The organism is Pseudarthrobacter sp. HLT1-7, assembly GCF_059383435.1.
Window position 1 is genome coordinate 57,809 of the sequence record NZ_JBWZCH010000002.1, and the last position, 20,935, is coordinate 78,743.

20 protein-coding genes and 1 tRNA gene are annotated in these 20,935 nt (G+C 66.7%); 14 read left to right on the forward strand and 7 right to left on the reverse strand.

Annotated features, from left to right (window positions below):
* Positions 1–4: 4 nt before the first annotated feature.
* A complete protein-coding gene (locus tag AC50X6_RS02380) occupies positions 5–481 on the reverse strand; it encodes a Fur family transcriptional regulator (RefSeq protein WP_494964723.1) in 477 nt (158 codons plus the stop codon).
* Between the two features lie 121 nt (positions 482–602).
* Between AC50X6_RS02380 and AC50X6_RS02385 the strand changes: the two genes are divergently transcribed.
* The gene (locus tag AC50X6_RS02385; RefSeq protein ID WP_494964724.1) at positions 603–1,874 is read left to right on the forward strand and encodes an MFS transporter; all 1,272 of its coding nucleotides are present in this window, start codon (positions 603–605) and stop codon (positions 1,872–1,874) included.
* 333 nt (positions 1,875–2,207) lie between these two features.
* Here the strand turns inward: AC50X6_RS02385 and AC50X6_RS02390 are convergent, their stop codons facing one another.
* Positions 2,208–2,699, reverse strand: coding sequence for a YajQ family cyclic di-GMP-binding protein (locus AC50X6_RS02390; RefSeq protein ID WP_326968650.1), 492 nt, complete (start codon positions 2,697–2,699; stop codon positions 2,208–2,210).
* Between the two features lie 234 nt (positions 2,700–2,933).
* Positions 2,934–3,140 (reverse strand): hypothetical protein, encoded by a 207-nt coding sequence (locus tag AC50X6_RS02395; RefSeq protein ID WP_494964725.1) that lies wholly within the window; start codon positions 3,138–3,140, stop codon positions 2,934–2,936.
* Between the two features lie 365 nt (positions 3,141–3,505).
* Between AC50X6_RS02395 and AC50X6_RS02400 the strand changes: the two genes are divergently transcribed.
* From AC50X6_RS02400 to AC50X6_RS02460, 13 genes are all read left to right on the forward strand, one after another.
* On the forward strand, positions 3,506–4,162 hold the full coding sequence (locus AC50X6_RS02400; RefSeq protein ID WP_494964726.1) for a GtrA family protein: 657 nt from the start codon (positions 3,506–3,508) through the stop codon (positions 4,160–4,162).
* A 124-nt stretch (positions 4,163–4,286) separates the two neighbouring features.
* On the forward strand, positions 4,287–5,441 hold the full coding sequence (locus AC50X6_RS02405) for a glycosyltransferase family 2 protein (protein WP_494964727.1): 1,155 nt from the start codon (positions 4,287–4,289) through the stop codon (positions 5,439–5,441).
* Between the two features lie 34 nt (positions 5,442–5,475).
* On the forward strand, positions 5,476–5,631 hold the full coding sequence (locus tag AC50X6_RS02410) for a hypothetical protein (protein WP_494964728.1): 156 nt from the start codon (positions 5,476–5,478) through the stop codon (positions 5,629–5,631).
* Entirely contained in the window at positions 5,628–6,419 is a 792-nt protein-coding gene (locus AC50X6_RS02415) for a polysaccharide deacetylase family protein (protein WP_494964729.1), read from the forward strand. Before AC50X6_RS02410 ends, AC50X6_RS02415 begins: the two co-directional genes overlap by 4 nt.
* Positions 6,416–7,882 (forward strand): ArnT family glycosyltransferase, encoded by a 1,467-nt coding sequence (locus AC50X6_RS02420; protein ID WP_494964730.1) that lies wholly within the window; start codon positions 6,416–6,418, stop codon positions 7,880–7,882. Before AC50X6_RS02415 ends, AC50X6_RS02420 begins: the two co-directional genes overlap by 4 nt.
* Before the next feature lie 28 nt (positions 7,883–7,910).
* Positions 7,911–10,583 carry a galactose oxidase early set domain-containing protein gene (locus AC50X6_RS02425; protein WP_494964731.1) on the forward strand — a complete coding sequence of 891 codons (2,673 nt, stop codon included), beginning with the start codon at positions 7,911–7,913 and terminating at the stop codon, positions 10,581–10,583.
* Positions 10,580–11,098 carry a hypothetical protein gene (locus AC50X6_RS02430; protein WP_494964732.1) on the forward strand — a complete coding sequence of 173 codons (519 nt, stop codon included), beginning with the start codon at positions 10,580–10,582 and terminating at the stop codon, positions 11,096–11,098. Before AC50X6_RS02425 ends, AC50X6_RS02430 begins: the two co-directional genes overlap by 4 nt.
* 232 nt (positions 11,099–11,330) lie before the next feature.
* A complete protein-coding gene (locus AC50X6_RS02435; protein WP_494964733.1) occupies positions 11,331–13,358 on the forward strand; it encodes a hypothetical protein in 2,028 nt (675 codons plus the stop codon).
* Positions 13,359–13,373: 15 nt separating this feature from the next.
* Positions 13,374–13,634 (forward strand): hypothetical protein, encoded by a 261-nt coding sequence (locus AC50X6_RS02440; RefSeq protein WP_494964734.1) that lies wholly within the window; start codon positions 13,374–13,376, stop codon positions 13,632–13,634.
* A gap of 193 nt (positions 13,635–13,827) precedes the next feature.
* Positions 13,828–13,909, forward strand: a tRNA-Tyr gene (locus AC50X6_RS02445).
* A gap of 251 nt (positions 13,910–14,160) precedes the next feature.
* Positions 14,161–15,522, forward strand: a complete 1,362-nt coding sequence (locus AC50X6_RS02450; protein ID WP_494964735.1) for a hemolysin family protein — start codon at positions 14,161–14,163, stop codon at positions 15,520–15,522.
* Complete coding sequence (locus AC50X6_RS02455; RefSeq protein ID WP_494964736.1) at positions 15,515–16,555, forward strand: hemolysin family protein; 1,041 nt, start codon at positions 15,515–15,517, stop codon at positions 16,553–16,555. Before AC50X6_RS02450 ends, AC50X6_RS02455 begins: the two co-directional genes overlap by 8 nt.
* Positions 16,556–16,710: 155 nt before the next feature.
* Positions 16,711–16,932 carry a hypothetical protein gene (locus tag AC50X6_RS02460; RefSeq protein ID WP_494964737.1) on the forward strand — a complete coding sequence of 74 codons (222 nt, stop codon included), beginning with the start codon at positions 16,711–16,713 and terminating at the stop codon, positions 16,930–16,932.
* Positions 16,933–17,037: 105 nt separating this feature from the next.
* Here the strand turns inward: AC50X6_RS02460 and AC50X6_RS02465 are convergent, their stop codons facing one another.
* The 4 genes from AC50X6_RS02465 to AC50X6_RS02480 all read right to left on the reverse strand — a co-directional run bounded on the left by AC50X6_RS02465 (position 17,038) and on the right by AC50X6_RS02480 (position 20,925).
* On the reverse strand, positions 17,038–19,260 hold the full coding sequence (locus AC50X6_RS02465) for an FtsX-like permease family protein (RefSeq protein WP_494964738.1): 2,223 nt from the start codon (positions 19,258–19,260) through the stop codon (positions 17,038–17,040).
* A gap of 8 nt (positions 19,261–19,268) precedes the next feature.
* The gene (locus tag AC50X6_RS02470; RefSeq protein WP_494964739.1) at positions 19,269–19,982 is read right to left on the reverse strand and encodes an ABC transporter ATP-binding protein; all 714 of its coding nucleotides are present in this window, start codon (positions 19,980–19,982) and stop codon (positions 19,269–19,271) included.
* Complete coding sequence (locus AC50X6_RS02475; RefSeq protein WP_494964740.1) at positions 19,979–20,506, reverse strand: PadR family transcriptional regulator; 528 nt, start codon at positions 20,504–20,506, stop codon at positions 19,979–19,981. Before AC50X6_RS02475 ends, AC50X6_RS02470 begins: the two co-directional genes overlap by 4 nt.
* 158 nt (positions 20,507–20,664) lie before the next feature.
* Positions 20,665–20,925, reverse strand: coding sequence for a hypothetical protein (locus AC50X6_RS02480; protein ID WP_494964741.1), 261 nt, complete (start codon positions 20,923–20,925; stop codon positions 20,665–20,667).
* Positions 20,926–20,935: the final 10 nt, after the last annotated feature.

The following is a 20,935-nucleotide window of genomic DNA, read 5'->3' on the forward strand; positions in this document are numbered from 1 at the left end:
TTGATTACTTTGCTTGCTTCGATAGGGAGGGAAGTGTTTGGGTTCGCTGGCAGTCCTGGCAGATGCCCTGGTACATCACGTCGGCAATCTGGATGGTCATCGGCTTGGCGTTCTCATCCCAGTGCGGGGTGAGGCACGGCGCGTGGCCCACGGCGCATTCGACGTCCTCGACGCGGCCGCAGCTGATGCAGATGGCGTGGTGGTGGTTATCTCCCACCCGAGTCTCGTACAGGGCGGGGGAGTGCGGCGGCTCGAAGCGTCGCAGCATCTGCAGATCCGTGAGGTCGCCCAGCACCACGTACACGGACTGCGCGGTCAGCTCGGGCAGGTCCTCGCGGGCGGCGGCAAGTACCGCCTCCGCCGGCGAATGCGGGTGATGTTCGACGGCGGCGAGCACCGCCAGCCGCTGTTTGGTCACCCGGCGGCCGTGGGCACGCAGGGCGGCAGCCCATGCCTCGTGGGTGCCCGGTGAATCCGTCATGGCTTCATTCAAGCATTTATTGTGAACCCGTCATAATAAGGCTGTACTTGCCGCGCCACGGATTGCGCATCCCGTCGCCAGTGCGCCATGGGCACGCGCCCGGCGCCACTAGAGTTGCCGGGTGGGGAAACTACTGGCTGACATCACGCCCTTACGCGAAAGCCCGGCCTTCCGCCGCCTTTGGCTTGGCTCCGCCGTCGCGGCGCTGGGCAGCCAGTTGACCCTTGTGGCCGTGAGCCTCGAGGTGTACCGGCTCACCCAGGACAGCCTCTTTGTTGGCCTGCTGAGCATCTTCGCCCTGGGTCCGCTGGTGGTCGGCGGCCTGCTGGGCGGCTCGATCGCGGACGCCCACGACCGCCGCAAAGTCGCACTGCTGGCCTCCTCCGTGCTGTGGGCGACCGCCGCCTGCCTTGCGCTGCAGGCCTGGCTCCAGCTGGGGAATGTGTGGCTGCTGTACGTCCTCGTCGCGGTGCAGAGCGGCGCGCAGGCCATCAACCAGCCGGCCCGCAGTGCCATCATCCCAGTGCTGGTCCGCAAGGAGTTGTTGCCCGCGGCGAACGCCCTGAGCATGATCAGCTTCGGGCTGACCCTGACGGCCGGGCCGCTGCTGGCCGGGGTGCTGGTGGCGTCGATCGGTTTCGCCTGGACCTACACAATCGACGTCGCCACCTTCGCCTTCGCGTTCTGGGCGTTACTGAAGCTTCCTGCCATGCCGCCGGGAGAACACGCCAGGCCTGCGGGGCTCCGCTCCGTCATCGAGGGCTTCCGTTTCCTCGGCACCCGGCCCAACCTGCGCATGACGTTCATCATTGACCTCGTCGCCATGATCTTCGCCCAGCCGCGGGCCCTGATGCCGGCGATCGGCGCGCTGATGCTTGGCGGCGGCGAAGCCACCGTGGGTGTCCTGCTGGCCTCCACTGCAGTCGGCGCCTTCCTGGCGGGCCTCTTCTCCGGCCCGCTTGGGGCAGTCCGGAGGCAGGGCGCCGCCGTCGTCTGGTCCGTGATGGGCTGGGGCGCCTCGATTGCGGGCTTTGGTCTCGTAGTGCTGCTCGCCGGCCGTTCCGGCGCCGACGGCGTCACGCTGTGGCTCCTTCCCGCCGCGTTGTGCTGCGGGCTGGCCGGGATCGCCGACTCTGTCAGCGCCGTGTTCCGCACCACCATCCTGCAGGCGTCTGCCCCGGACCACCTCCGGGGCAGGCTTCAGGGCGTGTTCATCGTGGTGGTGGCTGGCGGGCCAAGAGTGGGGGACATGCTCGCAGGCGGCACAACCAAACTCTTGAGCGAGGGCTGGGTTCTACTCCTGGGCGGTGTGCTATGCGTAGCCGTGGCGTGGACGGTGGCGCACTGGCAGTCGGGCTTCCTGCAGTACGACGCACGGCACCCCGTCCCGTAGCTGTTTGTTGTCTGCGGGCGGATCCGCGGATTCTGGGCAAGTACTGGCGGATCAAGGTCTTGGAGCCACAAGCTGCTTGGCGGTACAGGTTTCTTGGAGCCACGAGCCTCTTGGAGCCGCGAGCCTCTTGGAGCCACAGTGCACCAGCATCACAACGGCCCGTCGTTGTCTGTCCGGCCGCAGCCGATCTGGCTCCCCGGGGAACGGCTGACGACGCGCAAAACGCCTGGCGACGCGCAAAACGCCTGGCGACGCGCAAAACGCCTGACGACGCGGGAATACCCGCATCGCCGGCCTTTTTGCGCGTCGCAGGAGGCTTAGCGCGTCGTCATGTTAGCTGCGGAAGTTCACGAACTGCAGGTCGGCCTCATCGAAGCCCTTCAGCAGGTTCATGGTCTCCTGGAGATCATCGCGGGACTTGGAGGTCACGCGGAGCTCGTCGCCCTGGATCTGGGACTTGACGGATTTGGGGCCCTCGTCGCGGATGAGCTTGTTGATCTTCTTTGCGAGGTCCTGGGCGATGCCCTCTTTGATGGTGGTCTCGAGCCGGAACTCCTTGCCGGAGGCGTAGGGCTCGCCCGTGTCTAAGGACTTCAACGAAATGCCGCGGCGGATGAGCTTGGACTGCAGCACGTCCAGGACCGCGAGGACGCGCTCTTCGGAGTTGGCCTTCATGAGGATATTCTCCCCGCTGAAATCGACCTCGGCACCGACGCCTTTGAAGTCGTAGCGCTGGACAAGTTCTTTCTGCGCCTGGTTCAGCGCGTTGGCGACTTCCTGCTTGTCTACCTTGCTGACGACGTCGAATGTGGATTCGCCTGCCATGACTGTCCTCCTGATGGTGGCTGGGTGCCCGGTGAAGGGCCGTGGTGTCTGCAATCCAGCCTAGTACGGATGCCCCGGATGTGAAGGCCGGCGGTGAAGCTCGGCGGCAGCCGTCCGGTCCGGTCCGCTCCCAACTGGGTCTGGGCCGAACGAAGTGTCTTGTTGCAGAGTTGCAAGGAGTTGAAGAGTCGTTCGAAAAGTTACGGCCAATGCAGACCAAGGCCGTCAGATACGTCAGCGCTCCACCGCCGCCGCCGGAGGCATCGCCACTGCCGCGACGTCGGTGTCGGCCGCAACGCTGGCCGCCTCGATCATCTTCAGCCAGGCCGCGGATGTCTCGGCCAGGCTCGACGGCCTCCACGCCGATTTGGCCAGGGTGAACAACACGGGAGCGGATGAACGCTCCGCGGTCCTCGGGGGACGGCGGCCAAGTGCAGTCATCAGGATTGGCAGCACCGATTCGTGGCCTCATATCTGCTGAGCAGACGCTTTCAGGTAGAAGCTTGGATCCGTGTGATGTCGTCGAATAACTGCAATTTCCTGTGCGGAGGTTCCGCCCCGAAGGTAACTACTCTCCGCCCAAGCTCCCTAAGCGGACGAACCTTTCGGCGACTCATGGGCGATGACAGAGCGTGTTTGGATAATTGCAGTTGAACCGACGCGCAGTGATCGGCCTACTTGGAAATAGAACTGACCAACCCAGTAGTCGCCGACGGGAATCAGGGTGGCGACTACTCGTGTTCGGCCCAAAAGCCGTCCGTACTGTTCAACGCATGGTCTCAAGTCCAACGTCCCCTTATCCCCCCTTGACTATCAATTGGGCCGCCACCAAGGGCTCCCCTCGCATGCGTAAAGCCGCGGACGGAAGAAGTGACGGCACTTCCAGCAATGCTGAGCTGCTGCCTCAGGAATTCCCTCAGCCCAAAGTCCTGACCGTACCGTCCATCGCATTCCGCAATGTACTTGCTGCCGGCAGCGCGTTCGTTTTTGCCCGTGGCCAGCGCTTCTTCCCTGAGCTCGCCAGCCTGTGGTTCGGCCGGATGCCCAGGTTCGCGGCCGTCGGCGCCTTCGGCGCGGTCCTGAACCTGACGATCATGGCGTTGATGCTCGGGCTGGGGGCGCACTACCTGCTGGCCGCGATCGTGGCCACCGAGTTGACCATCCTGAGCAACTTCCTCATGCAGGAGCGGCTGGTGTTCCGCGACATGCGCGGGGGCCGTCCGTTCTGGCAGCGCATCCTCGCGAGCTTCAGTTTCAACAACATCGAGACTCTCGTCCGGTTGCCGGTGCTCGTGCTCCTTGTGAGCGTCCTGCTCGTGCCCAGCCTCGTCGCCCAGGCCGTGACCCTCGCGGTCGCGTTCCTGATCCGCTTCGCCTTCACGTCCCGCGTCATCTACCGCATCCACCCCGTCGCGAGCCGCACCGTGCTCGTGGCCTCACTCCGAAAGGAGCAGCAGTCATGACTGCCACCATCGATCCGCCCCCTGCTCTGTTGGCCCCCGAGCCGCCGGCGCAGCCTCAGACCGAGCAGGAGTGGCCCACCTTGGGCTGCCGCCGCTGCGACGACGTTCGGCACGGAGGACCGTCGTGCAACTGACCGAGGATCGACCGTCCGGAGCGGGGACTAAACCCCCCGCCTCCGCGTCTGAATCCGGCGCCCTGGACCTGTCCGGCCTGGACCGGCCCGGGCCCCGCATCGTGTCGCTTATCCCGGCACACAACGAGGAGGATGGCATCGTCAAGACTGTCCGCAGCCAGTTCGCCCAGACGATCCAGCCCGCGCTGGTCATCGTGATGGCAGACAACTGCACCGATGACACTGTGCGCCTGGCCCGCGCGGCGGGGGCGCAGGTGGTGGAGACGGTCGGCAACAAGGCCAAGAAGGCCGGGGCGCTCAACCAAGGGCTCGCCCTAGTCATGCCGCTGCTCAATGACGAGGACTACATCCTCGCCCAGGACGCGGATGGCGAGCTCAGCACCGACTTCGTCAAGAACGCGCTGTGGGCCTACGACGTGAAGCCGAACCTGGGCGGGGTCTCGGGCTGCATCGTCGCCCGGACCCCGAACAATTTCATCGAGCGCGCTCAGGCCATCGAGTACGCCCGTGGCACCCGCCTCATGGGGCGGCAGGGCGGCAAGGTTCACGTTCTGTCGGGTGCGGCCTCGCTGTTTCCGGTACTCGTATTCCGGGCCATCGCCGACGCGCGCGGCAAGGCCCTGCCGGGCACCCCCGGCACCGTCTACATGGAGGACTCGCTCACCGAGGATTACGAGCTGACACTGGCGATCCGACACCTGGGCTTCGACTGCACCAGCACCAAGCGCTGCCCGGTGGTCACCGACGTCATGCCGACGATTCAGGACCTGGAAGTGCAGCGCCTGCGGTGGTACCGAGGGGCCATGGAGTCGCTGTGGCTCTACGGCTGGAACAAGATCACGCGCCGTACCTGGGGCGGGGTCGCCTTCACGTTCTTCTCGTCCCTGCTGTTCCCGGCCGCGCTGCTCGCGCTGGTTCTGAGCTGGCTGCTGTGGGACATCGCGCCCAATCCGCTCTACTGGTTCCTGCTGCCCATCTTCATGGCAGAGAACATCATCACGGCGTACCGGACCAAGGACAAGGCGTCCATTAGGACGGCCATCCTTTTCGTCCCGCTGTGGCTCTACGACAACGCCATGTTCATCGTGTACTGGCGTTCCCTGGTAGGAGCCGTGCGCCGCGAGGCGCGTGTGTGGATTACCTGACAAGTGTGAATTACCTGAGAGGAGGGAAATACAAATGTACGGAGCAAACGGAAGTTTAGCTGCGAGCGGCGTAGCGGCTACGTCGCTGGCCGCCACGGGGCTGGATGCGTTTTGGATCATCGTCTCCAGCGTGGCGTTCATCATGGCTGGCGTCGTGCTGACGCGGCTTCGGCCCAAGGAGGAGTTTTGATTCGCGTTGCGGTCCCGCAGATGGGGGCCGCCGTTGCGGCGCTCCTGCTGATCGCCGTCGCGGCCTTCACGAGCCAAGAACCCCCGTCCCCCACCCCTATTCCCCGCGCCGAGACCCGGATCCAGAGCGCGGACCGGAGCCAACTGCCGGTGCTGCCACCTCCTGCCGTCTGTGCCGGGTATGTGGCCCTGACGTTCGACGACGGCCCCACGGAGCTGACCTCGGACATCCTGGCCGTGCTCGACCACTACAAGATCCCCGCGACTTTCTTCAACGTTGGCGCTCAGGAGCAGGCCAGTTCCCGCGTGGTCGAACGGGCGTTGACGGCAGGACATCAGGTGGGCAACCACACGATGACCCACCCCGATCTGCTGACAAAAACCCTGGACGAAGCCGCGGCCGACATCGACGCGGCGACGGTCGTGCACCGCGACCTGGGTCACGACTACCCGACGCTATTCCGCCCGCCGTTGGGCAACACCAGCGCCCAGCTTCGGGCGGCCGTGGAAAGTCGCGGGATGCTCGAGGTCCTGTGGACCGTCGACTCCAGAGACTTCGAAGCCAAGACTGCCGGGCAGGTGGTCGAGGCCTCCAAAGGCATGACCGACGGCGGGATACTTCTCCTGCACGACGGCAAGCCCGTCACCCTGGAGGCGCTGCCGCTGATCATCGAGCTCTACTACAGCCAGGGGCTGTGCTTCGGCCAGGTCGCCGCGGCCGACGCCGAACTGTCCACTAATGTGCCCGGTCTCACCCACCGGGCACGAGCAAGTAAGCAGGAGCCATGACCGCCACTACCTTGACGCGCCCCGAAGCATCACAGATCACCCCACCGGCCCGCCCGCCCATGAGCCGTGCCAGCCGGCAGTGGCTGCTCCTGGGTCTTGTCCTGGCCTACGGCGTCGCGCTCGCGGTCCGCCTCCGCAACACGGCGTTCATCGATGAGGCGCTCTACATCAACGCAGGGAATGCCTACCTCGATCACTGGTTCGAGGGTCGTCCGCTCGGTGACGCCGGTGCCTTCTTCTCCGGCCTGCCCGTGCTCTACCCCGTGCTCGCTGCCCTGCTGGACTCCGCAGGCGGACTCTACCTCGTGCGGGCGTTCAGCCTGCTGTGCATGCTCGGCACAGCCATGGCCCTCTACGGCACGGCGCGCCACCTGTGGGGCAAGCGCGCAGGTCTGCTGGCTGCAGCCACCTTCATATTATCCGGCCCGGTGATCTTCACCGGCTGGCTGGGGACGTTCGACGCCCTGGTGATCTTCCTGCTCGCCCTAGGTCTGTGGGTCGGCCTGACGCGCCAGAGCTATCTCTCGGCCGGCCTCCTCGGCGGTCTGCTGACGCTGGCCGCCATGACCAAGTACACGGCCGGGATATTCGTGCCGGTCGTGCTCGCGGCGACCCTCGTCCTGGGCATCTTGGGGGCGCGCCGGGCGCTGGTTGCCACCGGAGTGGCGCTGGGCACGCTGGCCACCATCTGGGCGCTGTGGGGCGAGGGTATCGCCCGGGACGTCGAGTTCACCACGACCGCTCGCCAGGCGCTGTCCCCGACCGGCAAGGGCGCGCTGCTGTCCCTTGCCGGCGACCACCTGGCCCTCCTGGTGCTGCTCGCAGCGGTATCTCTGGTGCTGATGTTCCGCGCCGGGGGGTGGCGACTGCCGCTCCTGGGCTCGGGTCTCGTGCTAGCCTCGGCGGCACTACCCATCGGCCAGATGATCCTCGGCGAGGCGGTCTCGTTCGAGAAGCACCTGGCCTACTCGGTCATGCTCCTCGCGCTTCCCATCGGGTGGGGCCTGGCGCGTATCTCACGCTACCCGCTGATGGTCACACCCATTGTGATCACGGTGATGATCATGGCGCTGTTCCCTTTGGTCCGCGCCGACGCCATGTACCGCTGGACCAACGTCCAGAGCGTGGTGACAGCGATTGAGTCCGACCCTCAGCGCGGGCTCTACATCAGCTCGGCTACCGACGCGCTCGATTACCACACGCGCGATCTTCCGAACATCGCTTGGGAGACCACATTTGAGCTGTACTTCGAGGGTGAGGACAGCATTCGGACGGCCGTCGAGAATGAGCGTTACCAGACAGTGATTCTCCGCAGCTCCACCGTCGGCAACCGGGAGCAGGACGCCGCGCAGGCCGTGTTCCTGGACGCCCTTGAGGAGAGTGCCGCTTACTCACTAGCCTTCGAGCCATTCCCCGCTTCGCCCAACCCGGGTGACAACTGGCTCATCTACACCCGTGGCTAACCTGTCACAGGGAGAGAAAAGGGATCGCATGAAGTCGCTGCTGGCTCTCAGGGTCCGGACCCTGGCTGTGCTGACCACGCTGCTCCTGGCCGGACTAGTCGGGGTTACTCCCGCGAACGCTGTGCCGTGTCCTTGGGGGACGCAGTGCATCGCTGTCACCATGCCCGCGCCTACCTCCGGTGCCACTCTCAACGGCACCGTGCCACTGGAGGCCACCGCCCGGGCTACCCAGCCCGCGCGCGGTGCGATCGTCAAGGTCGAGTGGTGGCTCTACCACCCCGACTTCGCCCGGCAGGTCCCCGAGAACGGCGAGGGCAAAATCCTGCTCGCCGAGGTGACTGCGCCGGCCGCAGGCACCCGCACGGACGGCACCTGGCGCAGTTCCTGGGTCGTCGCCGACAGGATGACCACCAGGGACGGGGCCTACCAGCTCCCAGGCACCCGGACCTACACGCTGCCGAACACGGCGGGATACTCCCTCGAGGCGCACGTCCTGGACGAGGAGTGGGTACGCACCTGGGGCGGGCCTCCCGGCCGGAGCCCCACGGCCAACGTCACCATCAACTTCGGTGGCACCACCACCCCGCCGCCCACGCCACCCCCGGCCGCCAACGAGGTCCGGATCGGGACGGCCGTCCGAACGTTGAACGGCACAAACATCTACCGCGCCGCCGGGACGCTCGTGCGCTACACCGGCACGCGCAGCCCGGCCAACCAGTACGGCATCGAGGTAGCCGTCGGGGCCGACAACAAAGTCTTAGCCGTCTCGCGCTTTCAGCCTGGCATGGCAATCCCCGCCGGGGGCTATGTGCTCTCCGGACACGGCGAGTCGGCCGACTGGCTGGGGGCGAACGCGCCTGTGGGGGCGACGGTCCAGCCGGGTAGCGGCACTACCGCGCCGCCCCCGCCCCCGCCCACCACCCCGCCGGCCGCGAACGAGGTACAGATCGGGACGGCGAAGCATGTCCTGAACGGGACCAACGTCGCGCGCCAGGCGGACTACCTCGTGCGTTACACCGGCACCGCGAGCCCGGCCAATATTTGGGGCTACGAGGTCGCGGTCGGGACCGACAATAAGGTCGCCTCGATCAGCAAGCGCCAGGCAGGGATGGCCATCCCCAGCGGGGGCTACGTCCTGTCCGGCCACGGGGAGTCCGAGCGCTGGCTGGAACTCAACGCGCCGGTCGGGGCGACCGTCACCCTGCCGGGCGGCACCGCCCCCACGCCGCCCCCCACCACGCCACCCCCCACGCCGCCCCCGGCCACTGGTCTGGCGGCGACGGGGCGCTGGACCATCGCGGACTCGCCGCTGCCCGCCCGGGCCATCCACTCCACGCTGCTGCGCGACGGGCGCGTGCTGCTGCTCGCGGGCTCGGGTAACAATACCGGGGACTTCGACGCCGGGACCTTCAAAAGCGCCGTGTGGAACCCCTCCACCGGAGCCTTCAAAGAGATTCCGGTGCCCTACGACATGTTCTGCGCGGGGCACGTCACCCTGCCCGACGGTCGGGTGCTCATCAGCGGTGGCACCGAGGCGTACGCGGGCCACAAGGCCGCGATCGGGTACGTCGGGTCGAAGCAGTCATACATCTTCGACCCCGGCACCGACAGCTACTCCAAGGTCAACGACACCATCGAGGGCCACTGGTACCCGACGCTGACCAAGCTGGAGAACGGCAACGTCTGGTCGGTCGGCGGCTACGACAACCGCGACGGTGTGGCCAAGGGATCGACGGCCGTCGAGATGTTCAGCGCGGCGACCAACCAGTGGCTGCCGCGCACGGCCACCGCCCAAACCAACCGTTACTGGGGCACCTACCCGCACTTCTTCCTCATGGCCAACGGCAACCTGTTCTTCACGGGTGGCTACACCTTCGGCAACTCGCCGTCGGCCACGGGGTCGGTCATCCACAACTGGCGCAACGCCACCAGCGGCGACGTCCCCGGCCTGCGGGACCGGTCGCTGCGTGATCAGGCCAGCTCAGTCCTGCTCCCCCCGGCGCAGAACCAGACCTTCATGATCGCGGGCGGCGGCTCGACCGACCGGGGCGGGTCGACCAACAGCGTCGACCTGATCAACCTCAACTCGGCCAACCCCGCATGGACCCCTGGACCGGCTCTGCCCGGGCCGGAGGGCCGCATGTACGTCAACCTTACGACGCTGCCCGACCGCACCGTTCTGTCCTCCAACGGCAGCACCGGGCCTCGTGAGGGCAACGTGCTACGGGCGGCGGCGTACAACCCCGCGATCAACGCCTGGACGACCGTGGCGGCGGACCCGGTGGGCCGCAACTACCACTCGTCATCGCTGGTCCTGATGGACGGCCGGGTCGCGGTCTTCGGCTCCAATCCGGCCGACGGCTCGTTCGAAATGCGCGTCTCGATCTACGAGCCGGGCTACCTGTTCAAGGGCACGCGCCCGACGATCACGGCAGCTCCCGGGGCGACCGGCTACGGTGCAGGCTTCGACCTCGGTGTCACCGGGGACGTGGTCAGTGCCTCGCTTACCGCCGTCGGTTCGGCCACCCATCAGACGGACACCAACGCCCGCCTGGTGGACCTGCCCATCACCGGCACCGGCGCGATCCGTCGCGCCACGGTGCCGTCCAACCCCGCGCTGCTGCCGCCCGGGCCGTACATGCTCACGGTTCTGGACGCCAGCGCCGTGCCCTCCGTGGCGAGGATGGTGAACGTCCGATGAGAGCAAGGATCATGGCCGCTGCTGCCGCAGGACTGCTGCTGCTCAGCGGGTGCGCCGTCGACTCGGCGGTAGGTGCCCCCGGCGCGGAGCCGCCCCCGGTGGAAGCTCCTGATGCCCGTCCGGATTCGCAGATCCCCGAAGCGGACGTCCCGATCTCGGACGTCGCCCCCGAAGCCGAGGGGGTCAACGAGCCCGGACACGAGCAGGCCGGGGGCATCAAGATGACCCCCGACAAGGGCCGGGGCCTGGACGCCGGTGACGTGTCCGACACGTCCCTGGCAGGCGGGTGTGTGCCGGGCTACGGCAAGGACGGGGAGTGCCTGCCGCCCATCCCGCCCCGGCTTGCGGCAGAGCACACGGGCCACGCCGGGATGGACGGGCCGGAGATGGCCATGTTCTACAACTGCGAGGACGTCCGGGCACTGATCCCTGACGGCCTGGCCACGGAGGAGGACCCGCTCGGGCTCGACTCCAACAAGGACGGGATCGCTTGCGGCAGGGGCGACAACGGATAGTACACTGGACGCACACGCACACGCACACGCACGAGCGGCGGGAGGTCAGGACATGATCACCCGCCGCTCGTTTTTTCTCGGAGCAGCAGGGGTGGCCGTATTCCCTCATCTAGCTCCGAGGCCGGACGAAGATGGCGGTGCGGGGCCGCGGCGCTACACCGATCCCCCGTATGAGCCAGTGCCCGAGGGCTACCCTTACGACAAGCCCATCCCGGCCTTGAGGAGCCACATCATGGCACCACTTCCGAGTCGTGTAGTCGCGGGCTATTGGACGTACTGGGGTTCGCCGATCCGGCTGAACGACATTCCGTCGGGTTACAACACCGTCTTCCTGTTCCACGCCACCCCGGTCGGCGGCGCGCCTGGCACCACCGGTGCCGTGCAGTGGAACAACCCAGGCAATGGGCGCGGGGGGACGCCCAAATTCAAGGCGGATCTGGCCGAGTTCCGCAGGACGCGCACGGCGATCCTGACGGTCGGTGGCGCCGGAGCGCACGTCGATATCTCCACCCGCGCGCGTGCCCAGGCCTTCCTGGACAGCATCAAGCGCATCTACGGCGAGCTCGGCGGCTTCGACGGGCTCGACTGGAACAACTACGAGGGCGAGCAGCAGCCCGACACCGACCAGATGATCTGGATCTCGCAGCAGCTTAAGGCCGCCTACGGCCAGAGCTTCGCGATCACCAGTCCGCCCGCTCCGTGGCGTCCGGTGGACGTGGCCCACTGCAGGGCAATGATTGACGCGGGCGTCATGGACATGGTCAGCCCGCAGTACTACGACGGCCCCGGCCTTGCCGAGGAAGGCTACATCGTCAACTCCGTCAACGAGTGGGTAGCGCGAATGGGCGACGCCAGCCGCGTCGGGGTCGGCTTCGGCCTAGCCAACGCGGTCAACTTCTCCACCCGCGCCGCCGTCGGGGGCGCGTGGAAGACCTTGGCTGCCCGCCACCCCAGGCTCCGGGGCGCGTTCAACTGGGACATGCCCACCGACGAGGGCCTCGGCTGGCCGTTCGCCAACGACGTCGGCCCTCTGATGATGATCGGGGCCCCCACGACGACCACTCCCTTCGTCATCCCGATGCCTGTGTCTATCACGGGACGCACTCACACCGCGGTGGCAGGGGACACGCTGGCGGGCACCGCGGCGCGCTCCGGCATCGCCGACTGGAAGGAGACGGCCGCCGACCGCAACCTCACACCCGAGTCCCGGCGCGTGGGCCAGCTCTCGAAACTGACCGACGCCGCGACGAAGCCGCCCGCCACGAACCCCACCGCGCCCCAGGCCGACAACCTGACCATTCCAACCACGCCCAGCGGCGCGCGGCTGCCGGACCGGGTCGTGGGCACCTACTGGTTCCACGTCCCGGGACTGCGGCTCAACACGGTGCACCCGGCCTGCAGCGTGGTCTGGATCGCCTTCGCCGACGCGGCGGGCGGTGTGGGCAACGTCGAGTTCGATACGAATACCCGTCCGGACAAGACGACGATCAAGGCCGACATGGCCGAGCTGCGCACGCGGACCGCCCCGCCCAAGATCATCCTGTCCAGCTTCGGCTGCCCGAACAACGGTCCGGACCCGACCTCGACTACCGGTGCGGACGAGTTCGCGGCCGACATCATCCGGATCAGCAAGGACTACGGCTTCGACGGGTTCGATTGGGACCTAGAGCATGCGCCGAAGTTCACAGCCTGCAACCTGGAGCGGGCGAGCCGGGCAATCGTCACCGAGATGCGCAAGACCAACCCCGCGTTCTCCCTCACCGTGACCTCCCGTCCGGGGCCGAGCGGGGAATTCACGCACGACGACGGCCGGATCTGGGCAGATTTCGCCCGTCGCTGCAGGGACATCATCGACCTGGTCCAGCCGCCGTACCACAACCGCGACAACCGGGTCCTGGACATGAACTCCATGCGATCGGAGGTCCAGGCCTGGCTCGACTGCGGGCTGCGCCAGGATCAGATCGGCTTCCTGTGGATGATCACGCCGACGGCGTTCGCGGTCAGCGACAGCCAGCTCGCGACGGTGGCCTACGCCAACCAGGTCTGGGACAAGCTCGCCACAACGTGGCCCAACCTGAGCGGCATGGGCACCTGGTCGATGACCCAGGACCAGGCCAACGACTGGCGCTTTGCTACCCAGGTCGGCCCGAACGTGGTCAACAACGGGCCGCTGGCCGGTGGGCCGAGCATCCTGACGACCGAGCCGACGATCCCCGGCCCGACGATCCCGACGGTCCCACCGGCCAACCCCACAGCGTAGGTCTCGGTCATCACCGTGACCGGCTGCTACCCGCTCACCGGGGCCAGCGCGCCCCGTGATGCCGATCAGTTCGTCATCTGCACCCCGGAGGGCGGCAGGGTCACCATGACGAACCAGTACGGCGTGGAGGCGACCTGGACCGACGGCAAGATCGTGGCCCTGAACGACCGCCAGGCGCCGGCCTCAGCGGACACCGCGCTGGCGGATCCCCCAGATCTCGTTGTCCCTTGTCCTTCTTCGCCGCCCGGGTACTATCCGCCGCGGACTGCTTGGTGATCTCCCTGCGCGCCGACAACGACAACCACTGCACGCACCCCATTGCGTGAGCCCTATTGGTGAGTCTCGTCGCCGATTCGATTCTTCGGCCGAAGTTCTGTAAAGTTGTCTTGCCCGCGGTTACTGGACGCGGAACGGACTGGAAACAGGCGTTCCGAACACAGAGGCCGCGAGTGATCTTCTTATGAAGTTCGGCAGATTACCCGAGCGGCCAAAGGGGGCTGACTGTAAATCAGCTGGCAACGCCTACGGGGGTTCGAATCCCTCATCTGCCACCCTTGAAAGAGTCCCCGGAACCACCAGGTTCCGGGGACTCTTTCTTTTTGCCCAGGTGCCGGGGCCCCAGTCAAAGCGTGACGGTGCGTGAACATCCGGCCCCCGGCACTACGAATTGCCAGATCTGGCAGGGTCCGCCTTTGGACAGCGGCTAAACTTGTAGGCACTATGGACGACCCTCCCTCACATATGCCCATGCCCCTCCATCTTTTGACCGGTTTCCCGGCCATCACGGGAGAGGGGCGCCCGAATGTATGAATGGATCATGATCGGCATCGGTCTCGTCCTCACCGTAGGCACAGGACTGTTCGTCGCCTCTGAGTTTGCGCTGGTAAACCTCGACCGCAATGAACTTGAAGCACGTCACACCCGTGGTGAGAAGCACCTCGTGCCCACCATCAAGGCCCTGAAGATCACCTCGACGCATCTGTCCAGTGCCCAGCTCGGCATCACGCTGACAACGCTCCTGACCGGCTATACCTTTGAACCGGCCATCAGCTCGCTGCTCCGGGCGCCCCTGCTCGCGGCGGGCCTGCCCGGGACCCTGGTTCCCGGGGTGGGTGCGGTCGTCGGCATCTTCACCGCTACGGTCTTCTCGATGGTGATCGGTGAGCTTGTTCCCAAGAATTTTGCGCTGGCGCTGCCGCTGGCCACTGCGAAGGTGGTTATCCCCTTCCAGACCCTCTTCACCGCGGTGTTCAAACCCGTCATTCTGCTCTTCAACAACACTGCCAACAAAATCATCCGGTCCTTCGGCATTGAACCGAAGGAAGAGCTCTCCGGCGCGCGCAGCGCCGAGGAACTCAGCTCGCTGGTGCGCCGCTCCGCGCTGGAGGGCGTCCTTGACCTGGACCACGCGGCCCTGCTGCACCGTACGCTGCGTTTCTCGGACCACAGCGCCGCGGATGTGATGACCCCCAGGGTGCGGATGACCACGGTCCATGCCGATGACACGGCGGAACAGATCGTCAGCCTTACCTCTTCCACCGGTTACTCCCGGTTCCCCGTCATCGGCCGCGACCCGGACGATGTCCTGGGGGTGGTGCACGTCAAGCAGGCGTTCGCCGTGGCCCTGGAAAGCCGCGGACTGGTACCCGCCTCCGAACTCATGATCCAACCGCTCAGGGTGCCCGAATCCATGGGTGTTGACTCCCTTCTGGGACTGCTCCGTCAGCAGGGACTCCAGGTCGCCATCGTCTCCGACGAGCACGGCGGAACGGCCGGCATCGTCACCCTCGAAGACCTGGTCGAAGAGATCGTCGGTGAGTTGGAGGATGAACACGACCGAGCGCGCGTCGGCGTCGTCCGGACCGGCCGCTCCGTCACGTTCGACGCTGCCCTGCGACCTGATGAGCTCCTGGACCGGACAGGCATCGCCGTCCCGGATGGCGAGGAGTACGACACCATGGCCGGATTCGTCACCGACCAGCTTGACCGCATCCCGGAACTCGGTGATGAGGTTGCCATCGACGGCGGAGCGCTCAGGGTCGAGCGGGTGGTGGGGACCCACGTCCAACGCCTCCGGTTCACACCGTCCGGTCCGTTCGACGGGCACCAGAGTGCCCACGACCGGATCATTGACAACCTCACGCAGGAGATGACCCATGAGTGAATACCTTCCCGGCCTGATTTGGCTGGTTGTGCTGCTGATCGTCAACGCCTTCTTCGTGGGCGCCGAGTTCGCAGTGATCTCGGCCCGCCGCTCACAGATCGAGCCGAAGGCAGAAGCCGGCAGCAAGGCCGCAAAAACGACCCTCTGGGCGATGGAGCACGCGACGCTCATGCTGGCAACCAGCCAGCTCGGAATCACCGTATGCTCCCTGGTGATCCTCAACGTCTCCGAGCCTGCGATCCACCACCTGCTGGAGATTCCGCTGGGCCTGACCTCGCTCAGCGGCGAGGCGATCGGCGTCATTGCCTTCATCGCAGCTCTGCTCCTCGTGACCTTCCTGCACGTGGTCCTGGGCGAAATGGTCCCGAAAAACATCTCCTTTTCCATTCCCACCCGGGCCGCGCTGGTCCTCGCTCCGCCGCTGGTGCTGGTTGCCCGGATATTCAAACCGGTCATCTGGACGCTGAACGGCATAGCGAACGCCATCTTGCGCCTGTTCAAGGTGGAGCCCAAAGACGAAGCCACCAGCGCCTACACCCTGGACCAGGTCGCGAACATCGTCGAGCAATCAACGCGCGACGGATTGCTGACCGATACCAGCGGCACACTCACCGCGGCGTTCGAGTTCACAGCGAAGACCGTAGCCGACGTCGAAGTGCCGATCAAGGAGATGGTGCTCCTGCCGGCGTCGGCGACTCCGGCGGACATCCAGAAGGCCGTCGCCCAACATGGCTACTCCCGCTACATCCTTACCAACGACGACGGCGACCCCACCGGCTATCTGCACCTCAAGGACGTCATGGACCTCACCACGCCGGCCTCGTTCAACGAACCGGTACCCGCCAAGCGGATCCGTCAGCTTGCGTCGGCCTTCCGGGGCAGCGAACTCGAAGACGCCCTGGCCACGATGCGGCGCACCGGGACACACGTCGCCCGGGTTTTTGAGGCGCACGGAAACACCACCGGCGTGCTCTTCCTCGAAGACATCATCGAGGAACTCGTCGGCAAGGTGGAGGACGTCACCAGCAGGTGATGCTGGTCGAAGACCTCGATCGAAGATGGACGCAAATCCAGCCCGGCAGGGCTAGAGTCATCACAACTGCATGAATTGGGGGATTGATGGGAATGTCTGAAGTGCACCTGAGACAGGAAACACGCTACAACCGTCTGGCCATAGGTTCTCTGGCCTTGGCAGGACTTGCCGTGATGGGCACCATCTTCGCGGGGGTAGCCGTGATCTCGGTCTTCGCCGTCGGTGCGGGCCACGTAGCGCTTAACCAGATCAAGCTGCTCGGAGAGCGGGGTCGTGGGCTGGCTGTCACTGCCCTCGGAACCGGCTACGCCCTCGCCGTCGCCGCGCTCATCTCCACCGTCTACTCCGCCGTAAGCTTTGCAGTACAGCAGCAGTAACAGGAGCCCGGCCGTGCGCTGTGAACGCCGGCCGCACCGAGCCGGATCCAGCCGGAAAGCCGCGCCCATTGAGAGGTACGTACCCGCTGCGGTGGCGAGGGGGCCTTACTCGAATCGCGTGACGGCGACGGCGGTACTGCCCCGGATGAGACTGAATGTCGCCGCCACCGCAGCGAGGGCCAGGAGCAGGCTCAGGGCCAGGGCAGCGAAGTAGTCGGGCGCCGGCCAGGTCATCTTGTAGGTGTCGTTGATGCTGGTGACCATCAGCCACGCCACGAGGAACCCGAGTCCGATCGAGAGCAGCAGCACGGTCAGGAGCGGGACTGCTGCCTCACGGGTGATGACCCGGCGCAGGACGGACACGGGCATCCCCATCAGCCGCATCAGGCCCAGAACCCTCTTCCGGTCCAGGACGGCGGAGGCGGTGGCGACGGCCAGGGACAGGCCGGCGATGACGATGGCGGCGAACATACCGAGGTAGGCAAGCACGGCCAGGCCCTGGATCAGGCGGGTGGCGGACTGCAACGTGATGTCCGACGCGGAGGTGGCCGGGGTGGCGGTGACGCCTGAACCGTTTAGCGCTGTCCGGGCGCGGTCCATGGCCTCGGGTGTCCCGTCGGTGCCGACCACGATCACCACCGGCACCAGTGCGTCCAGTTTCGCCGCGGGCGCCGGGGCAAGTGGCAGCGGCTGCGTTGTCCAGTAGTAGAGGAACGACGAATCAACGGTGACGGTCTCTGTTGCCGGGATGTCCTCGAATCCGAGGCCGGGAGCATCCGCGGCGCGAAGGTAGATGTCAGGGCCGGCATCCGGTCCGGAGAGGGCTCCCGGGCCGTAGCCGACGACGGCGCTCCGGATACCGGATAGCTTTGCGGCCCGGCGGGCGGCCTCCGCGGCCTGGGCCGGAGTCTGCCCGGTGCCCACGGCCGCGTGGAGGCTGGTGGGCTGGAGCAGGCCGGGCCGGGCCGGCGGCGTCCCGGTGGTCTGGATGACGCTGGATGCTCCGGCGAAGACGGAGACGACGAACACCGCGATCACCAGCCCCGATACGGAACGGAAGGTCGCCACCGGTGTTCGTTGGATCCGGCTGGCGGCAATGACTGCCGCAGCGCTGCGCGCCCGGCGTATCCCTGCCCTGCTGACCAACTGCGTCAGCCAGGGCCCGATGGCCACGATGCCCACGAGGATCAGCACAAATCCACCGATGAGCAGCGGCGATTCAAGCCACGGCAGCCGCACTTGCAGAACCCGGATGATGACGACGGCCGCGGTCATGGCGGCCAGCCCGGTCAGTAGGGGCACGCTCCGCCACATGGTGGGTGTTTTTTCGTGCACGGCCCGCGTCACGCCCAGCGGGCCGATGCCTGCCCGGGCCGTGCGGTGCGCGGCAACGAGCGCCGATGCCGCCACCACCACGGCGACGACGGCGGCGGCAGCCACCGGGCTGGTGGCCAGATCGGCGGCGAACATCCGGGTGCCGTTGACCGGTATCTGCGCGGCGGCCGGCCGCAGCACGGCGGCCAGCGCCACGCCCAGCAGCGCACCGGTCAGGCTGGGGACGGCGGTTTCGACGGCGGCGATCCGGGACACTACCTGCGGGGACGCGCCGATGAGCCGCAGGGTGGCAAACCGTTCCCGGCGCTGGGCAGCACCGAGGCCGGTGATAATGCTGATCAGCAGCAGAACGGGGAAGAACACCGCGATGGCCCCGATGGTCAGCACCGTGCTGTAGGCGGCCGCGCTGCCGCCGTAAGGGTTGGTGGTGAAATCTGATACCAGGGATGCTCTCCCGCTCTGGCGGAGTTCGGCTTCCGTTGCACCGGTGATAACGATCAGGGAATCCAGTCCGGGAAGGGCGGCATCGTCAATCGTCCCGGCAAACTGACCGAACCGGTCTCCGAGCTGGTCCCGGGGGGTCGATTCGATCAGCCGCTGCAGGGCAGGGGAGGCGTAGTAGCGACCCGGCGCCGGCGGGTTGCCGATGCCGGGAATCTGAACGGTCGTCGTCGAAAGTGCAGCGAAGTCGCGGCGGTTGATCAGCTGATCACGGAAGACCTCCACCGGGTCGGCCCGCATGAGCGCCGTGTCCGTGGTCAACGGCACCGGTGTTGCCGGTCCCGAAACGGTCGGATCGCCGGCCGCCGCCGGAACAGACACCGCGGGGCTGCCGGTTTCACGCAGCCAGGCGCCGCGGTCATCGCGGCCGCTCAGGCCGTTGGCGCCGCCCCAGAGCAGCAACAGCAGGCAGACCCCGACGGCGACCCCTCCAGTGATTCCGGCGAGCCTGCCGTAGGCGGAACGGCTGCCGACGACTGCCAGTTTCAGCAATCCGGGATTCATACCGCGACCCGGTGGCCGGCGCCGATGGCGCCGTCGCGCACGATGACTTCCCGGTCGGCGTAGGCTGCGGTGCGCGCGTCGTGGGTGATCATCACCACGGTGGTGCCGGTTTCCCGGACCAGCTCCAGCATCAGCGTCAGCACGTTCTCTGCTGCGAGGGAATCCAGCGATCCGGTGGGCTCATCGGCGAACACCACGGCAGGGGATGTCACCAGGGCCCGGGCGACGGCGACGCGCTGGGCCTGGCCGCCGGAGAGTTCCCCGGGCAGTTTGGCGCCCAGCCCGTCCAGGCCGAGGCGGTCCAGCAGCTCCGTGGACCGGCGGAGCGCCTCGGGCCGCCGGGTCCCGGCCAGGAGCAGCGGGATGCTGACGTTATCCGCCGCCGTGAGCTCCGGGAGAAGCTGGCCGAACTGGAAGACGAACCCGAAATCGGTCAGCCGCAGCCGGGCCCGTTTCGGCTCGGCGAGGGCACTGATTTGCAGCGGGGACCGCCCGGCGGGGCGGTAGGCCACCGTACCGCCGTCGGGGGCAAGAACACCGGCCAGGCAGTGCAGCAGAGTGGACTTACCCGAGCCCGACGGGCCCATGACGGCAAGCACCTCCCCGGGGTGGACATCGAGGTCGATGCCGCGCAACGCCGCGGTCTGCCCGAAGGAGTGGTGCAGGCCGCGGGCGCTGAGGATGGGTGCGGCGGCGTCAGTGGTGTTCATGCGCTCCGGAGCTCCTTCGTGAGTTGACTCAGGCGGGCGCTGGTCAGGTCGATCCAGCGCAGGTCAGCTTCGATGTGGAACAGGCCGTGGTCACATATCAGGACCTGCAGCAGCTCCGCGCCCCGCTTCAGGCGCGTCAGTTCACGCATGCGAACCATGTGCTCCGCGCGCTGCACATCGAGCAGCCGGTCGGCGTCGTCGTCGAGCAGCAAGGCGATCACGGTCTTCGCGAAGAGGTTGCTTTGCAGGGACTCCGAGGGCACGTCGGGGGTGAACAGCCACTGACGGACCTTGTCCCTGCCCGCCACGGTGATCTCGTACTTCTTGCGGTCCGGGCCGCCGCCGGTCTCCTCACCCAGAGCCCGGATCAGCTCATCGCGGACCATCCGGGCCAGGGTGGAATACACCTGCCCGAACGCCAGGGCCTTACCGGCGCCGAAGTAGCGGTCATAGGAATGCTTCAGGTCGTAGCCATAGCTGGGCGCCCGGCCCAGCAGGCCCAGAAGGGTGAGGGAGTTGTCCACACCCCTATCTATACGCTGAGTGCATAGCGAAGTCCAGCTCTGAAAGCGGAGAGACGACACCGTGTTGTAAATGCTCCTGCCGGCGCCCTGGTCCCGGCGTGCAGTCGGCGCGGAGCAGGGGACCGATAGTAGAACTGGCCGGAGGGAGAGGCATCCGATTACGGAAGAGGCCCACCCTCGGCGGTTCTGAGGTGCGTGCCCGGCAGTTTCTCAATCAGCCGCCGGGGCGAAGCGCCCTCCAGCGCCAGCCACATAAAGCGGCCGTCCGCCGTTGCGGCCTCCACTTCGCCCCGGTCAATGAGCTGTCCGTTGTTGTGAACCTCGATGTGTTGTCCGATGAGCAGGGTCCAGTCATCTGCGGGCCGCCAGGGAACGTAGTCATCAGGTCCGCTGTCGCTTTGCAGGTTAAGTCCGGACATGTTCACCACG

Bases quoted from the DNA above. Each gene is read 5' to 3' on its own strand.
- AC50X6_RS02390 (WP_326968650.1), bottom strand. From the start codon at position 2,699: ATGGCAGGCGAATCCACATTCGACGTCGTCAGCAAGGTAGACAAGCAG.
- AC50X6_RS02395 (WP_494964725.1), bottom strand. From the start codon at position 3,140: ATGACTGCACTTGGCCGCCGTCCCCCGAGGACCGCGGAGCGTTCATCC.
- AC50X6_RS02420 (WP_494964730.1), top strand. From the start codon at position 6,416: ATGACCGCCACTACCTTGACGCGCCCCGAAGCATCACAGATCACCCCA.
- AC50X6_RS02425 (WP_494964731.1), top strand. From the start codon at position 7,911: ATGAAGTCGCTGCTGGCTCTCAGGGTCCGGACCCTGGCTGTGCTGACC.
- AC50X6_RS02380 (WP_494964723.1), bottom strand. From the start codon at position 481: ATGACGGATTCACCGGGCACCCACGAGGCATGGGCTGCCGCCCTGCGT.
- AC50X6_RS02410 (WP_494964728.1), top strand. From the start codon at position 5,476: ATGTACGGAGCAAACGGAAGTTTAGCTGCGAGCGGCGTAGCGGCTACG.
- AC50X6_RS02470 (WP_494964739.1), bottom strand. From the start codon at position 19,982: ATGAACACCACTGACGCCGCCGCACCCATCCTCAGCGCCCGCGGCCTG.
- AC50X6_RS02435 (WP_494964733.1), top strand. From the start codon at position 11,331: ATGGCACCACTTCCGAGTCGTGTAGTCGCGGGCTATTGGACGTACTGG.
- AC50X6_RS02430 (WP_494964732.1), top strand. From the start codon at position 10,580: ATGAGAGCAAGGATCATGGCCGCTGCTGCCGCAGGACTGCTGCTGCTC.
- AC50X6_RS02455 (WP_494964736.1), top strand. From the start codon at position 15,515: ATGAGTGAATACCTTCCCGGCCTGATTTGGCTGGTTGTGCTGCTGATC.
- AC50X6_RS02450 (WP_494964735.1), top strand. From the start codon at position 14,161: ATGTATGAATGGATCATGATCGGCATCGGTCTCGTCCTCACCGTAGGC.
- AC50X6_RS02480 (WP_494964741.1), bottom strand. From the start codon at position 20,925: ATGTCCGGACTTAACCTGCAAAGCGACAGCGGACCTGATGACTACGTT.